At 51.0% G+C, this 15653-nt stretch carries 14 protein-coding genes and 1 pseudogene; 6 read left to right on the forward strand and 9 right to left on the reverse strand.

Annotation, left to right across the window (positions count from 1 at the left end):
• Positions 1 to 10 precede the first annotated feature (10 nt).
• Entirely contained in the window at positions 11 to 733 is a 723-nt protein-coding gene (locus ACFORK_RS15465; protein ID WP_379200374.1) for a glycosyltransferase family 2 protein, read from the forward strand.
• A complete protein-coding gene (locus tag ACFORK_RS15470) occupies positions 730 to 1767 on the forward strand; it encodes a glycosyltransferase family 4 protein (protein ID WP_379200376.1) in 1038 nt (345 codons plus the stop codon). The genes ACFORK_RS15465 and ACFORK_RS15470 overlap by 4 nt, the downstream gene beginning before the upstream one ends.
• A gap of 107 nt (positions 1768 to 1874) precedes the next feature.
• Here the strand turns inward: ACFORK_RS15470 and ACFORK_RS15475 are convergent, their stop codons facing one another.
• Complete coding sequence (locus ACFORK_RS15475; protein ID WP_379200378.1) at positions 1875 to 2945, reverse strand: glycosyltransferase family 4 protein; 1071 nt, start codon at positions 2943 to 2945, stop codon at positions 1875 to 1877.
• A gap of 210 nt (positions 2946 to 3155) precedes the next feature.
• Between ACFORK_RS15475 and ACFORK_RS15480 the strand changes: the two genes are divergently transcribed.
• Positions 3156 to 4175, forward strand: a complete 1020-nt coding sequence (locus tag ACFORK_RS15480; protein ID WP_379200380.1) for a YhcN/YlaJ family sporulation lipoprotein — start codon at positions 3156 to 3158, stop codon at positions 4173 to 4175.
• Between the two features lie 119 nt (positions 4176 to 4294).
• On the opposite strand, the gene nagA is transcribed toward ACFORK_RS15480, so the two are convergent.
• The 8 genes and pseudogenes from nagA to ACFORK_RS15520 form a co-directional block, all read right to left on the reverse strand.
• Positions 4295 to 5479 (reverse strand): N-acetylglucosamine-6-phosphate deacetylase, encoded by a 1185-nt coding sequence (nagA, locus tag ACFORK_RS15485; RefSeq protein WP_379200382.1) that lies wholly within the window; start codon positions 5477 to 5479, stop codon positions 4295 to 4297.
• A complete protein-coding gene (gene nagB, locus ACFORK_RS15490; protein ID WP_379200384.1) occupies positions 5467 to 6195 on the reverse strand; it encodes a glucosamine-6-phosphate deaminase in 729 nt (242 codons plus the stop codon). The genes nagA and nagB overlap by 13 nt, the downstream gene beginning before the upstream one ends.
• Positions 6195 to 7073, reverse strand: a complete 879-nt coding sequence (locus tag ACFORK_RS15495) for a MurR/RpiR family transcriptional regulator (protein ID WP_379200386.1) — start codon at positions 7071 to 7073, stop codon at positions 6195 to 6197. The genes nagB and ACFORK_RS15495 overlap by 1 nt, the downstream gene beginning before the upstream one ends.
• A 206-nt stretch (positions 7074 to 7279) precedes the next feature.
• Complete coding sequence (locus tag ACFORK_RS15500) at positions 7280 to 9091, reverse strand: FTR1 family iron permease (protein ID WP_379200388.1); 1812 nt, start codon at positions 9089 to 9091, stop codon at positions 7280 to 7282.
• Between the two features lie 171 nt (positions 9092 to 9262).
• Positions 9263 to 10579 carry an iron uptake transporter deferrochelatase/peroxidase subunit gene (gene efeB / locus ACFORK_RS15505; RefSeq protein WP_379200390.1) on the reverse strand — a complete coding sequence of 439 codons (1317 nt, stop codon included), beginning with the start codon at positions 10577 to 10579 and terminating at the stop codon, positions 9263 to 9265.
• A 5-nt stretch (positions 10580 to 10584) separates the two neighbouring features.
• Positions 10585 to 11484: an iron uptake system protein EfeO gene (gene efeO, locus ACFORK_RS15510; protein WP_379200392.1), complete on the reverse strand. Its 900-nt coding sequence runs from the start codon at positions 11482 to 11484 to the stop codon at positions 10585 to 10587.
• Between the two features lie 219 nt (positions 11485 to 11703).
• Positions 11704 to 12684 carry a LacI family DNA-binding transcriptional regulator gene (locus ACFORK_RS15515; protein ID WP_379200394.1) on the reverse strand — a complete coding sequence of 327 codons (981 nt, stop codon included), beginning with the start codon at positions 12682 to 12684 and terminating at the stop codon, positions 11704 to 11706.
• Positions 12685 to 12960: 276 nt separating this feature from the next.
• A pseudogene (locus ACFORK_RS15520) lies at positions 12961 to 13038 on the reverse strand (helix-turn-helix domain-containing protein); the annotation flags it as partial.
• Between the two features lie 465 nt (positions 13039 to 13503).
• Here ACFORK_RS15520 and ACFORK_RS15525 point away from each other — a divergent pair.
• From ACFORK_RS15525 to ACFORK_RS15535, 3 genes are all read left to right on the forward strand, one after another.
• On the forward strand, positions 13504 to 13689 hold the full coding sequence (locus ACFORK_RS15525) for a hypothetical protein (protein ID WP_379200396.1): 186 nt from the start codon (positions 13504 to 13506) through the stop codon (positions 13687 to 13689).
• 396 nt (positions 13690 to 14085) lie between these two features.
• Positions 14086 to 14310, forward strand: coding sequence for a helix-turn-helix domain-containing protein (locus ACFORK_RS15530; RefSeq protein WP_019908812.1), 225 nt, complete (start codon positions 14086 to 14088; stop codon positions 14308 to 14310).
• Between the two features lie 270 nt (positions 14311 to 14580).
• A complete protein-coding gene (locus ACFORK_RS15535; protein WP_379200398.1) occupies positions 14581 to 15612 on the forward strand; it encodes a nitroreductase family protein in 1032 nt (343 codons plus the stop codon).
• Positions 15613 to 15653: the final 41 nt, after the last annotated feature.

A 15653-nucleotide genomic window follows, 5' to 3' on the forward strand; every position in this document is an offset into this window, starting at 1 on the left:
AGGTGAGCAGATGAATAAAAAATCCAGGGTGTCGGTAGTCATTCCTTTTTACAATTGTCCTTATGTAGATCAGGCGCTGGACAGCGTTCTGGCTCAGAGCTATACCGATATCGAGATCATTGTCGTTGACGATGGCTCTACCATCCATGTCGAGAAGCTTGCGCCTTATATGGGTAGTATTTTATATATCCGCAAGGAAAACGGGGGCACAGCATCGGCTCTGAATCAGGGCATTAAAGCAGCAACGGGAGGTTTTTTTGCCTGGCTCAGTGCCGATGATGTTTTTCACCCTGACAAAATCGGAAGACAGCTGGAAATGCTGCAAAGCTCCGGCCTGTCCTTTAACCATACGGCTTATTATTGCATCAATGAACGGGGGGAGAGGCTGTCAGAAGCGGTGAATATCCCGTTTGTCAACAGAAAGCAATTGCTGGAGACGATGATGAATGGCTGTACTGTGAATGGCAGTAGCGTGCTGATGGATATGGATATTTTCCGTAAGCTGGGGCTGTTCAATGAGGCGTATTTGTATACCCATGATTATGAGTTATGGCTCCGTCTGCTGCCCTATTATGAATTGTCTTTCATTGAAACGCCACTGCTCAACTACAGGGTTCATGAGGCCATGGGTTCTGTAGTTCACAGTGAGCCACAACGTCGGGAAATCAAACGGCTACAGGCCAAGTATCGCATGCAGATTTTGCGTTTGCTGCGGAAGGAGGACAGTAAATGAAACTGACGTTTCCAATTCTGACTTTGTCCAAGGGTGGGGCGCAACGGATGCTGGCTGAACTTGCCAACCGTCTGGCTGGGTTCGGTCATGATGTGACGATTCTGATGCCCCGGAACGGGATTGTGGAATACCCTATGAATTGCAAAATTATTTATTCCGCGGGTCCGGTGGGCATCAGTGCTGCCGATTTTCCCTTCAGTGATGTTATTATTTCCAACTATTACAGCACCGTGGCAGTGTCCCAGCAGGCCAGCGAAGCAGGCAAAGGCATTCACACCCGTCTGACGCTCTGCTATGAGCCGACTTTTTTGCCGGATAATAATGTGTCTTTCGCCTCTTACAACGTGACGCGCAATCTCTTCGTTCTGTCCAATTGGCAACAAAGTTTGGTGCAACTGGTTCATGGCATCAAGGGCCGGATTGTACCCATTGGTGTGAACCCCGACTTCTATAATATGAAACTCCACAGAGAGGAAGGAAGACGGCTTATTGTTTCGACGATCTTGCGCAAGCCGGAAGGGGGATTCTCTGACCACCGCGAGCAGGCTTATCTGATCCGCCAGTTGAACAGGGTGAAGGAATGCCATCCCGAGGTAGATATCTACCTAATTATCCCGCCACGTGAGTTTGCCGAGTCAGCGATGCTGCAAGAATTTTTGCATGATCCCAACTATCAGATTCGTACACCCGCGAATGATGTAGAGCTCTGCTACCATTATAATGAGAGTGATATTTTTGTCAGTGCAAGCACTCATGATGCAGGCTCGCTACCGGGACTGGAGGCAATGCGCTGTGGGGCGGCGCTCGTAACCACCTATGCAGGTGGGAACATGGAATATTGCAGCCCTGGTGAGAACTGTCTCATGTCGTATCGTTATGAGAATAAGTTGGCAGAGGATGTTCTGAGGCTGATTCAGGATCCGGAGTTGCTTGCAAAACTTGCGCTTAAAGGTGAACAGGATTCACAGCGCTTTACCTGGCAGCAGAGTGCCGAAATATTACAGCGTGAGCTTCTGGAGATCCTCTCACAGTAACGGAGAGCAATCCTTTGCCATAGGGATGCAAAAAGAACCTTCAATGCCACCTCAGTGGATTGAGGGTTCTTTAAGTGGACATAGGTGATTCGCGCCACCTCCAAGGATTAATAAATGGAGAAGGAGTTCAGCATCTCGCGAAAGGACTGGCTGTATTGTCCTGAACCGAAGCTGGCGACCATATGGTCTCTGCCCTGCTTGCGGATGCGGCTTCGCAGCTTCTTATTATCCATTAGCTCAAGCGCTTCGGTGACCGCGGTGTCGACATCACCCAGTGGGTAGAACTTCCCGGTCTGGTTATGCACGATAAAAGAACGGACACCATCCGAATCCGTACTGAGCACAGGGCAAGTACAGCAGACGGCTTCAGCAACGGCATAACCGAAGCCTTCGGTAACCGATGTGGACAAGAGGAAGCCCCCTGAATTGACAATGGAGGAATAGTACACCGGCATGATCCCGTTTGGGATGTTGGTAAATACGTTAAGCCGGTCTTGCAATCCCAGCAGCTGAAGCATTACGTCAAATTTTTCTTGTTCTCCCGCTCCGGCCAGGGTGGGATCATGGAACATCCAGAGGTGCAGATTCGGCTTGTGGCTCCGGAGGCGATAGGCGATCTCCAGATATTCGCGCCAATTCTTATTGCTCTCCAGCCGACCGACCCAGGCAATAACCGGATCGATCGGTGGATCATTCGGAATATGCCTGAAGGTGTTCACATCGACCAGGTTAGATATGACAAAACGTTTCATCCATGGACAAATTTGCATGAATAGCTCCATCAAATGATCTGTGGGTGGAATCAGAATCGCATTGCAGAAGGACTGTAAATAAGGAACAGCGACTCGAATCATTTCCTCTGCTTCCTTACGTTTTCCCAATCCCTGTGCCTCATAGATGAGGATGCCTCTATAACCGAGCATGCGGAGCCGTTCCAAGAGGGAAAAGTCTGAAGTGACGATAATGGCATCATAATAATTGGATCTGATAACATTGGCGATTTCTTCATCCGTGGAACCGATAAATGTCGGAAAGGCTGCTCCGTTATCCCCGCCGGAACCCGGCATGAGATACAGCAGATGGCATTCAATCCCGCTCCGCTGCAAGCTCTCGCATCTCAGCTTGTTCAGCGTTTCGACCCCTCCGCTGGGTACATAAAACGTAAATAAAACCTTCAACGCTCACCCCTCCTGACTATTTTGCAACGGTAACGCCGGACCCTTCTCGAAAACATAAGCTACTGTTTATAAGATACGCGGCTGTTCCTTGGCAGGTGACGGTGAAAGCCTGTAGTGCCAAATCCTTTCAGCATAGCTTGACCGAATTCAAGCCATCCTAACGATTGTTACATTGGACACCCATTACATTTAGAGATGGAGGATGAATTCATGTTGCGATCCAAAATCAGCATGTCCGTTTCCGCCGCATTGCTGCTCGGTATGGTCAGCCTTACCGGGTGTGGTGCCAACAACACGGCAGGAAACACGGTTCATACGAAAAGTGTCCGGGGAGTACATGATGGACGACTTACTGTGAATTCGGTGCGTGGAGGGAACCAAATCCGTAATTTTGACAAAATGGAAATGAGTCAGAAGCTGGCTGACCGTGTGGCCTCTCTGCCTGAAGTCCGTTCCGCCAATGTTATGCTTGCTGGCAAGTCAGCGTATGTCGCTGTAACCCTCAACCGTTCGACTACCCATCCGAATGCTTTGGGAACAGGGCATTACGGGACACGCTCCACAACACATGGACTGGGGAATGGAATAACGAATGGTAGAACCCATGGCTATACTGATGGTGGCATCTACGGTTCCAGCAGCACAGGCCATTACGGAACGCGCTCTTCATCCACACCACATGGATTGGGGAATGGAATAACGAATGGCAGAACCCATGTCAATACTGACGGTGGAATGTATGGTTCCAGCAGCACAGGTCTGGGTGGGAGTGCCTACAGTCCTGGACTGGGTGCAAAAGGCACTTATCACCCGGGTCGTGGAATAACAGGTACCGGTAACGGTGCACTTGGCACAGGACGCAACATGGCTGGCGTTGGTGGGACAGGTGCAGGTGTATATCCGAACCATAGTTATGGAACGAGAAGCACGGGTACAGGGTCTTACAATAACCGTGGAATAACCAGTCTTGGCACAACTAATACAACAACACCTGCCAGAAACACAAAGCTTGAAACAGATAATGTGACTCAGGCGATCAAGGATAAAATTGCTGCCGAGGTCAAAAAGACCTCGCCGAATGTTGATAACGTATATGTATCTGCCAATCCGGATTTCGTGGAGCGCTTTAACGTATACGCTGAAGAAGCGCGCGCCGGACACCCGCTGAAGGGTTTTGCGGATGAGTTTCGTACAATGGTAGAGCGCATTTTCCCGACCCGCAGTTACTAACTCTGGTTAGTATGTCTGGAGAATTCCCGGATTAATCGTAATTTCTAACCTGATCGGCATAAAAAAAGCAGCAGCCCTGTCCGCCGAAGCGTAGGACTGCTGCTTTTTGTTATTTAACTTTACCGCTGCTGCTTGCGGCCGCGAATCCATACTTCTTGCAATTGAAGCTTGTCGTCGATCAGCAGGATATCCGCCTGCTTACCGGCTTCAAGCGAACCGATTTTCTGTTCGAGGCCCAGCGATACCGCCGGGGTAAGACTGGCTGCACGGGAGGCTTCTTCCAGACTGATTCCGGCTTGCTGAATCAGAAATTGAAAGCCGCGAATCATTGTGAGCGTGCTTCCGGCTAGAGCACCGGGGTTATCACGGAGAGTGGCGATGCCATCTTGAACGGTAACTGGCAAATCCCCGATTTTATATTCTCCATCACTGAGACCAGTCGCCGACATGGCATCTGTGATCAGCAAGAGATTGCCGTCACTCTTCAGCTGAGACAGCAGGGCCACCATAGCGGGATGAACATGAATCCCGTCGGCAATGATCTCTCCGCGTATACGCTTGTCGGATAATACCGCTCCCACCGTTCCCGGCTTACGATGATGAAGCGGCGTCATTGCATTGAACGTATGCACGGCCTGATTCAAGCCGGCGTCCGCGGCAGCGATGACTTCTTCATAGGTTGCGTCGGTATGACCGAGAGCGGCTGTGATCTCATGTTTGCGGAGCCAGCGGATGGCTTCAAGCGCACCTTCGCGCTCTGGTGCCAGTGTGACCTGACGGATCATTCCAGGATAAGTATTTTCCCATTCTTCGAGCCAGCCAATATTTGCCGGAACAATATGCTCCGGATTCTGGGCACCCGGCCATTTGTGGCTAATAAACGGGCCTTCCAGATGCACTCCCGCCAACTGCGCATAAGGCATTTCCTTGGAACGGTAGACATGTACTTCTTCCAGAACACGGTCGATATCAGCTTTGGCGGCCGTCATTGTGGTAGCCAGCATAGTCGTTGTTCCCTGGGTACTGTGGAACTTCGTAATGGCGTCAATGGAGGCTTTATCACTGTACATAAAATCATATCCTGCTCCGCCATGAACGTGAACATCGACAAAGCCGGGAAGGAACAAACCATCGTCATGCTGACTTGCACTCCAGTTGGCATAGGATACCGGCAACTCACGAGCTTCACCAGCGTAGAGAATTCGTTCACCAGAGATCGCGAGAACGCCTTGTGGAATCAGACCGTCCGGAGTCAGCACTTTTCCATACAATAATTCGCCTTGTGGTATCGTTATTTCAGCCATTTTCCTGCACCTTCATCCAGCAGCACGACTACGTTCGGGTGACTTTGCAGCAAGGAGGCCGGGCATTGCGTGGTGATCGGGCCTTCAATCGCATTGCGGATCGCCTCGGCTTTTTCCTCGCCACGGACCAGGAGGACGATCTGCTTGGCTTTCAGGATACCGCCGATTCCCATCGTTACCGCCTGACGGGGCACATCCTCCAGCTTGTCGAAGAAGCGGGCATTAGCTTCCCGTGTACCTTCCAGCAGGTCCACCACATGGGTGCCGCTGCTCAGGTTGGCATCCGGTTCGTTGAAGCCGATGTGGCCGTTACTCCCAATGCCGAGAATTTGCAGGTCCACCGGGCCATTCTCTTCCAGCATCCGGTCATAGGCGGCACATTCTGCGCTGAGATCCGAAGCATTGCCATCCGGTACATGTGTCCGGGAGAGATCAATGTCAATGTGATTGAATAAATGCTCGTTCATAAAGCTGCGATAGCTCTGCGGGTGGTCCGTAGGCAAACCTACATATTCGTCAAGATTATAAGAGGATGCCTTGGCGAAGCTGACCAGACCCTTATTGTGCATGTCTACAAGGCGGGCGTATACACCTACTGGCGAGCTTCCGGTAGCCAAGCCGAGCACGGCTTTAGGGTTACTTTGCAGCAGACTTGCAATCAGGTTGGCACCGGTTTGTACGAAATCCTCTTCACTTTGAAACTTTAAAATATTCATTAGGATTGACCTCCTCGATTATGACGGTAATGTTGGACATTCACATAAGATTGCTCCAGCTTGGGAATATAATCTGTAAATCGCGTACTGACCATTCCGGTAAACAAAATATCAATGATATGCAGTTGTGCAATGCGTGAAGCCATATCGCCCCGCCGCATTCCCTTCTCCAGCGAGGAGGAGAAGAGCGGGATATCGGCCAGTGTAGCCAGTGTGCTGCTGCCATAAGAAGTCAAGGCAATAGTGCTGGCTCCACCCGCTCCGGCGCAGCTCAAGGCGTCAATCGTTTCTGGAGTTTCCCCGGAGTAGGAGACCGCAAAGGCCACATCGCCTTTGCCGAGCGAAGAGGCAGAAGTAATCTGCATATGGGAGTCTGCGAAGGCTGTGCAGTTCACACCGATGCGAATGAGCTTCTGATAGAAGTCTTGCGCCACGATGGAGGAAGTAGCCATCCCGTACAGATCAACACGGCGGGCGCGGCACAGCAGCTCTACAGCCGCCTCCAGTCGCTCTATATTAAGCAACGAAGTGGTATCACGGATTGAAGCTAGATGATTACTCTGCATCGCTTCAACAATGGTGGAGAGCGGGTTGCCAGCGACAATATCCTGATAGGAAGAGCCGCCTTCCTGCTGGCCTTGGTCGCTGCCGGCAATCTCCGCTGCCAGGTTTACTTTAAAGTCCGGAAAGCCCTTGAAATGAAATACCTTGCAGAAACGGGTAACTGTCGCGGGGCTAACACCACATTGTTCAGCCAGTTCCGTAATGCCCATATGGACAATCTCGGAGGGAGAAGCAAGAATCCGCTCTGCGAGCTTGCGTTCCATTTGCGACAGCTTGGTCATCTCATGCTCCAGGGCATGAAGAATTGGGGACATGGCCCACCTCCATTCGTAAATCATGGTTTTAAAATTATTTTTACAATTAGTTAATATATATAGAAAATTATTTTCATGTTTAGGATAAAACAAATCGATTAGCGTTGCAAGAGTATCTTTATGAATAAAGTGTGGAAATAACAAAAACCCGCTCGCAACATTGGCGATACGGGTTGATGACTATAAATTAAGCTGTGTTCAGTCGGTTAGGCTGCGGTATGAGACGAGGTTTTGTCAGGTCTGCGACGCAGCATTTCCCACAGAATAAACAGCAGCACGATCAACTGGGGCAGCAGTGTCTCCCAAGTCGGGTACAAGCCCAGCCATTGAATGGAAGGAAAGCCTTCCAGCACATGCGAGGGGATCTTTCCGGCCACCTGAAGAGAATGAATGCTTTCGCCAAGAAAACGGAACACCAGATAATAGATAAGCACGGTAGCTGTTTTGAAAAAGGCTCCGATCGGCAGTTTCGCACTCAGGGCAATGATGGAATAACCCAAAATGATCAGGATTAGCAGTGCGCTTCCGATTCCGATCAGCAGTGAAGAGGTTTTGATTGCAGGGGCCATCCCGACATAAAAGATCGTGGTCTCCGCGCCCTCTCGCAGAATAGCCAGCAACGAGACAAAGAACAGGGACCATAGATTGCCCTTGGCCAGCGCGCCATCTACCTGTCTACCTACATAGTTATTCCAGGAGGCCGTATTCGATTTACTGTGCAGCCATCGTCCAATGGTCAGCATCATGACCACAGCTACAAGCCCGGTTACGCCCTCGATCATTTCGCGGGTGCTCCCGGCAGCCGCTTTGGAAATGACATAGGAGAGCAGCACGGCCATGACAGCACTTCCGGCAAGACCGGCAGCGGCTCCGGACCAGATCCACTTTTGGGCACCAGGTTGATTGCCCCGCTTCACATAAGCGAGCAGAGCGGATAGCACGAGAATAGCCTCCAGCCCTTCACGAAGCAGAATAAGCGCGGCGTCCCAGGCTGTGTAGTGGGCTTCTCCCGCCAGCGGAGTCAACTCGGCCGTCATCTGTTCCAGAGTGCTCAGTGCCCGTTCCAGCTTCGGCGGGTTGGAGAGCAAATATCCCGTTACAGCTGCACTTTCATTTTCGATACTGGTGTAGACCTTAGGTGAAGCAATCCGCACCTGACCCTCGGCCATTGGCCAGACGGTAATGAACTGCTCCATGACCTCTGCGGCCTTGGCACTGTCTCCATCGGTAGCTGCGGCCGAGGCCTGTTTGAGATAGGCAATCAGCCCTTCAATAGAGATATCTTCGCCGGTGCTGTTCGGTGCCGCAATGGCTTTGCCCTGGATGTAATCAGCGAGCAACTGGTACAGTGCCTTGGCTTCGCTGCGGGCTGATTCTTCCCGCCGAGGCTCTGCCTGCAGCGCGATTCGCAGCATGCTCATCTTCGTCTCCAGCATGCCGTAGACGGCGGGATTGTCCTTGCGGATAGAGCGTTCTACCGGCTTCCAGCCGCTTGTTATAGCGCTGTAGGCCTTCTCCGCGGCGGCCCAGTCGGCGCTCTGCGCCGCATCCCGCGCAGCTTTCGCCGCGGGCAGCAGCTTCTCCGCCGCGCTTCGCCCGGCGGCAGCGGAGTCACCGCCGCTATCACTCGCGGCGGTCACATACGCGTCCACGGCTCTGGCGAGCGTGGACAGTGCGCTCTTGGCGGGCTCACCGCCGCCCGCCTTAAGCGTGGACGCCGCTTCGGCCAGCGCGGCGTCTACAGCGGCTGCCGGACCGGCGAGGGCTTCGTCCGGCGTGCCTGCGTTCGCGGTGCGCCACAGCGCCGCGAACGTCTCCACATCGGCGGCGGCGTCGCTCCAGCGGCTCTGCCCGGCTTCGACGAGCGCGCTGCCGACGGGCGGCAGCAGCTCATCGTGCCGGGCGCTGCCTTCCGCCGCGAAGCCTGTTGCTGCCGGGAGGGTCAGCAGCACACAGATCAAGGCCAACATGGCGGTTGCCTTAAGCGCCCGCCATGGATGAAGAACAAGAGAGAACATCGGGATAATCCCCTTTCAAGTAAGAAGGCATATAAATAGAAGGCAAATAAGGCATTTGATATAGACTCAAATATTTCTGCAAATGAAGTGTGCTTATTTTAATGGAACTATCCCGAATGTGGCTCGTGTAGTCGGGGGTTCGTAGCTTCGCCACAACTTCAAGCCATTCGCTCAGCCGAGCAGCGTGTCTCCGATAAAGCCGCCTTCGCGGACGCCAGGGAAGCAGGCGAAGACCGCGCTGCCGATATGGACCATGTATTCATTCAGGCGATCATTGCGTGACAGGCGTTGTTGAATCGTCACGAACTGTTTGACGAGATCCCGCTGGAAGCTGATGAATAACAGGCCGGCATCAAGCTGGCCGGTCTTGGCGTTCAGTCCGCCGGAATAGGAGTAGGAGCGGCGCAGCATTTTGACTGTGCCATCGCCATGTGCCAGGGCAGAATGGGAATTGGCTGGAATCAGCGGCTTGCCTGATGCATCCGCTGCCTTCAGATCCAGCTTGTCAAATTCGTCCCGGGCACCAAGGGGAGCACCGCTATGGCGGTGCCGTCCGAAGGTCGCTTCCTGGTCGCTCAAGGATGAGCGGTCCCATACTTCGATGCGGAACCGGACCCGGCGAACCGCCATATAGGTGCCACCGTTCATCCAGGCTGGGCCATCGCCGCTGCCCAGCCAGACGACCTTGTTCATCTCGGCTTCATCGGTTACATCGGGATTCCCCGTGCCGTCCTTGAAGCCGAGCAGATTGCGCGGTGTTCCATTCTTGGGATCGGCCTCGCTTGTCCGCTGGAACCCTTCTTGGGTCCAGCGCAGCACGGCAGTCCCGCGGGCAACCCGCGCCAGATTGCGGATGGCGTGGAACGCCACCTGCAAGTCATCCGCGCAGGCTTGCACGCAGAGATCACCGCCGCACCACGCGGGATCAAGATTGTCGCCCACGAAAGGGGGGAGATCGGTCAGCGTAGAAGGCCGCTGGCCGGCCAGCCCGAAGCGCTCGTCGAAGAAGGACGGTCCCACGCCAAAGGTAAGCGTGCAGCGGGAAGGGGTCAAACCGTCAGCCTCGCCTGTATCGGAAGGCGGCAAATTGGGGTTGTCATTGGTATTGCCGACCAAGCGTCCTGTGGTTAGATCAGCCGCAGCGATGGTCCATTCCTGCAGCAGCTTTTTCACGTCGGAGAGTTTGGTCGTCGTCAGATCGAAGGCTGCGAAGTACAGGAAGTTTTGTGCAGGTGTAAGAATGCCAGCCTGGTGGTTGGCATAGAAAGGGATAGTGGAATCGCTCTGCACAGGAGTGGCGGGGGCTTTGGCAGTTTTCTCTCCTGCCGAAAGCAGACTCCCCATGGCACCGCCGCCTAGCAGCAGGCCTAGCCCGGTGGCGCCAGTAAGCCGCAGCATATCGCGGCGGCTTACTTTTGTATCCAGCAGTTTCTGGCCAGGCTCTGAATTTGTTGTTGGGGTGGATTGCTCCTTGTTATGTTTGTTCATGATGATCACACTCCCAGGATGGTCCCCATATTAGATAGTGGCTCTGCGAGCGCATCGAGGTTTTGGCTTAATTTGCGAACTTCATCTTCCTTCAGTTCCAGATAAGAGACATAACCGTCACCGGATTTGAATGGTTCCAGCTCTGCATGCAGCGCTGCAAAGCGTTCACCGATCGTTTGCTCAAGCGACGCATCTTTTTTGGCGAGCTCCGGTTTGAGCAGTTCATATATTTTCTGTGCACCCTCTACATTGGCGACAAAATCGTACAGGTCAGTATGGGAGTAACGTTCTTCCTCACCGGTCACCTTAGAGGAAGAGACTTCGTTCAATAGTTCAACGGCACCTGTAACAAGCAGATTGGCATCAATCTCTACAGTCTCTACTTTGGCTCGTAGCAGTTGGGCATCCTTCAGCAGTTGGTCTGCGGTCTCCTCGAATCCTGCTGTTGTTTTATCCTCCCAAAGGGCCTTCTCCAGCTTATGGAAGCCGCGCCATTCTGCAGGGTCAACATCATTCTCACGGGCGTCAATATGTGGATCCAAATCCCCTAGCGCTTCAGCAATCGGCTCAATCCGTTCATAATACATCCGTGTCGGTGCATAGAGCTTCTTGGCCTCTTCAATCTGGCCAGCTTTCACGGCGTTGGTGAACTCCTCGGTGCCTTTAACGAACAGATCACACTGTTCGATGACAAACGTACGATATTGCTCGATGGCCGATGTAAAGTCTGCCGTCGCAGACGTATTGGAAGCGCCCGTAGTCGCTGCAGGAGCAGCGGTTGCGGCGTTGCCACCCGTTCCATTTGCTGATTTGGCCGTGTTTCCATTGCTATTATTACTTGCACAGCCGGTGAACAGAATAGAGGCCGCAAGCAGGCCTGCGGGCACAGCATAACTGAATTTCAAATGAGACACCCCTTTTATATATATGCGTGAATGATAATCGTTATCAATAATACTGGAACCATCATAAGTCTGTGTACTTGGACTGTCAATATAAAATGTGATATTTCTCATTGTTTTGCATTACAGCATAAATAAGGCGGACACCAGTAGGTGCCCGCCTATTATTTTGAACAGAGGAATTTCTGGATTTAACCCCGTACTGTGCTAATTATTACTACTTCACACGGAGGAGCGCTCTATAAGTTCATAATCCAGCTTGCGGTGGATGGGCTGGCTTCCGCCATCCCCATGAATCTGCCCATGGATCGTCTGAAAAGCAGCCGCGCCCATCTCGAACAATTTGTTATCAATAGTAGTCAATCCCATTAACTTGCCGATGGGCTGGTTATCAAAGCCGATCACTGCGAGGTCCTCAGGAATTCGAATGCCCTGTTTTGCAGCTTCTATCATCAGGGCGGTTGCGACATGATCTCCGGAGACGATGATGGATTCCGGCCGTTCTTCCATCGCGATTAGACGATGCAGCAATGCTGCGCCATGCTCTTCGTTCAGGCAATCAAATATCATCCATTCTTCATGCAGCGGAAGACCGGTCTCCTGATGAAAGTCCCGGAAAGCGGACTGACGGATGGAGGAGGAGGAGCCATGTTTTCTCCCGTCACAGTAGCCAATAGTACGGTAGCCTTTATCGGCCAAGTATTGCAGGCCGTGGCGGAAGGCGGCGTAATGCTCGATATAGACCGAGGAGAAGCGGCGTTCCCCGCTATTCTGACAAGTGACGATAGGGCCATATTTAGTATATTCCTCGATTACTTCTGGTTTCAGGGAGGTGGATACAATAACCACACCATCGATTTCCTTGTTGCGCAGCATCTCCAGCACCTTAAGCTCTTCTTCAGGACGGTAGTTGGTCTGGCACAGCACGAGCCTATATTGCGCCAGCAGCGCTTCCTGGGCCAAACCTTCCATAATGATGGAGAAATAATAGATGCGGATCAGCGGCATGATTACCGCGACTGATTTGGTGCGTCCGGTAATCAGATGCACAGCGTTCATATTCCGGCGATAATTCAACTGTTCTATGGTATTCAAGACTGCATTCCGTTTGTCCTCACTGACATAGGGATGATTGTTAAGCACACGTGAGACGGTGGTTACGGACACTCCGGAAATTCGGGCGATTTCTTTAATATTGGCCATCCGCAAGAAAGCCTCCTGAAGTGGATTGTTGTGATCTTATTCTACCACATGATTTTGTCTCCCTCGAAATAAAAGGCTTGCTCTGATATGCATTTCATATTTTACACTGAGGTTGCAACAGATTACCGGACTAAATCGGCGTGACCGCAAGGGCGTGACGAACCGGTAAGGTTAATGTTTAGACTTCGTGTAAAACACTACAAAAAGCCTCCTCTCACCCGGGTGGGTGAAAGGAGGCTTAGACGCGTCATTTTTGACAGCACGGTAGCTATATTTTCAGCCCCCAAGCTTAATCAACTCGACAACCGCTTGCAATTGGCCGTTTATGTTTAGTTTTTGCATGACATTGGAGATGAGCAGAAATCCTGTTCAAAATCCGCTGTCTGGGAGGAAATAACGCCCCCTGAGTCCACTTCATGTTCCTGGGACGGTTTGATGTGCAAATAACGACGATACGGTCCGTTAACTCCCACGTGCGAGCTTCAAGCTTCTGCACTGGTTGTTTTGATGAGATTATTTTGGCGAACTACTGCAAAGTATGGAGCCATTTACGACCAGATTATTGTAGTAGATCATCCAATCATTTGAGTTCATGAGGCTATTCCTAGGCTTTATTCCCGGCAGTTTAACGTGTGTCTCTGACAGGGAGACATACATCTTCCGTTGATAAACAAATCCTTATTATCAAAGGATTTTATCAATATTTTTTGTGTCTATCCAGTGGACATCATACTTTTAAACACCATTCTATGCTATAATGAAAGCGTAAACAAAAATACGAAGTATCGTTGATTTCATCGCCTAAGGAGGATGATGGATATGCTGACAGGACTGAAGGAGCTTACAAAATGGGTGTTTGAATTTTGGCAGCCGGGGATGCCTTCGGGGCAAGAAGATTACCAGAGTATCGAGTTTACAACCCGTCTCCATATGCACAACCCACAATCACCAAGTCCGCTCACCTATGAAGAAGAAGCGCGGATCAAGACGATAATGTTTCATTAATTTCTTATTCCCAGAGATATAGATACACACTGAATCAATTTCATAAATCCATACGTGAGCGTCTAATCATCGATATCTAGTTGTACATGGTTTTGGTATAACTAGATATTGCATCTATTCGGATTGAAATCCGCATTATGAAATTGATTCACTATAAATAAAGATGGTCACGCAGGGCCGCACGAACCGGAAGCAAATTCCGATTTGGCGGTCTTTTATTTCGCCGTTTGTGTATTGCATGCGTGCATGTCATGCAGCAAGTTTTTTTGCTGTATCCGCTATCGCCTATTTTAGAGCGGCTACGTCACCATTAACATCTCCCATACATAGTATGGTTTGACTGTATCCCTTTACCTTGTTATACCAAACAAACCCGAGCAAGGAGGGGTGACACCATTGAAAGGGAACGAACATCACAGCAAATTTCTTTTAACGCATCGCGAGCGCGAAGTTTTTGAACTTCTTGTTCAGGACAAAACTACGCGCGACATCGCTGGCCTGTTGTTTATCAGCGAAAAAACCGTGAGAAACCACATCTCTAATGTCATGCAAAAATTAAACGTAAAAGGCCGTTCGCAAGCGGTTGTCGAGCTGATTAAGCTTGGGGAGCTGAAAATATAGCTACCGTGCTGTCGAAAGTGACGCGTTTAAGCCTTCTTTTACCCACCCGGGTGAGAGAAGGTTTCTTGTTGTGTTGTTGTATTAGAATATGATATTGATAATCATTATCATTAATGATATATTGTTCACTGGTAAACAATATTCGCAGTTCTCCGCAAATTGTTTTCAGCAATGAAGTGTGAAAAAGCGATGGATTCAGGTTCGGCATTGTTTCCAGAGAAGAATGAATGATTACGCAAATAACATCATCCAACGGTGAGGTGGAGGATTATGGAGCTGGAAGCATTAATCAGAGGACGAAGAAGTGTTCGAAAGTATAATCATACCCCCGTATCGAAGCAACTAGTGGCTGAATTATTGAACTCGGCGGTAGCGCTGAGTGGTTCTGTAGGTAACGAATCATTACCTGGGCGCTATCTGTATGCAGGCTCAATGGAAGCAAGGCAGCGTCTGGCTGGTTATTTGACGGAACAAGTGACGCAGAGCCGACTAGGGAGGCTCATTCCCGGTAAACTGGTGGAGATGTATAAAAAGAAGTTCACCGACATCCCTGCCCATCTGATCGTGATATGCGATAAGGACCCGCAGCGTAGTAAAAGTGAATCTATTTATGCAGAAGCTTGCGCGGTCCTGCAGAACTTCCAACTCTTGGCCTGGGAGCGTGGACTTGGCATGGTCTGGGATACTGAGCCGATGATCCAGACCGATGCGTTCTTTAAGGGGATTGGTATCACCGAGCAGGAGAAGTTCGTGGGGATTTTCCATATCGGATATTTTGACAAGTCGCCAAGAGGGCGGGCACGTACATCTGCGGAGAAAAAATGGACGACAGCGCAGGATAAGGATCTTGTCCAGGAACAAGCAACTACGCGACAGCCTGTTCCGCAGGAACTTGTACTGGAGCTGCTGAACCATGCGGTCTGGGCGCCTAATGATGGGCTCCGTGAGCCATGGCGTTTTATTTTTGCCGAGGAAGGATATAGAGAACTTATGCCAAGGCAGGGTAAGGCCGCTGCTTATCTTGTCATAGTGATGCCTGAAGATAGCGATCTTAATAAGCAGAATGAGGATTTTGCCGCCGTAGCTTGTCTTGTGCAGAATTTCGTATTATTGGGCCGGGAGAAGGGACTGCAGGTAGTGCGGACGATGAATGAATGGATCTATGACCGCAAATACAGTGCGCCATTTGGTGTACAGGCGAGCGAACGGATTGCAGCGGTATTGGAGCTCGACCTTGTTGATGTTGTGAATCATCCTACAGTGGAAGCCCATTTTCCCGACCTTGTCCTAGAGGGTCTTTAACCTGACCTGTGGTCAAGCTTATGACAGCGACAACACGTTAG

The sequence above is a fragment of the Paenibacillus sp. GCM10012306 genome (assembly GCF_042649265.1).
In the GTDB taxonomy this organism is placed as follows: Bacteria; Bacillota; Bacilli; order Paenibacillales; family Paenibacillaceae; genus Paenibacillus_AQ.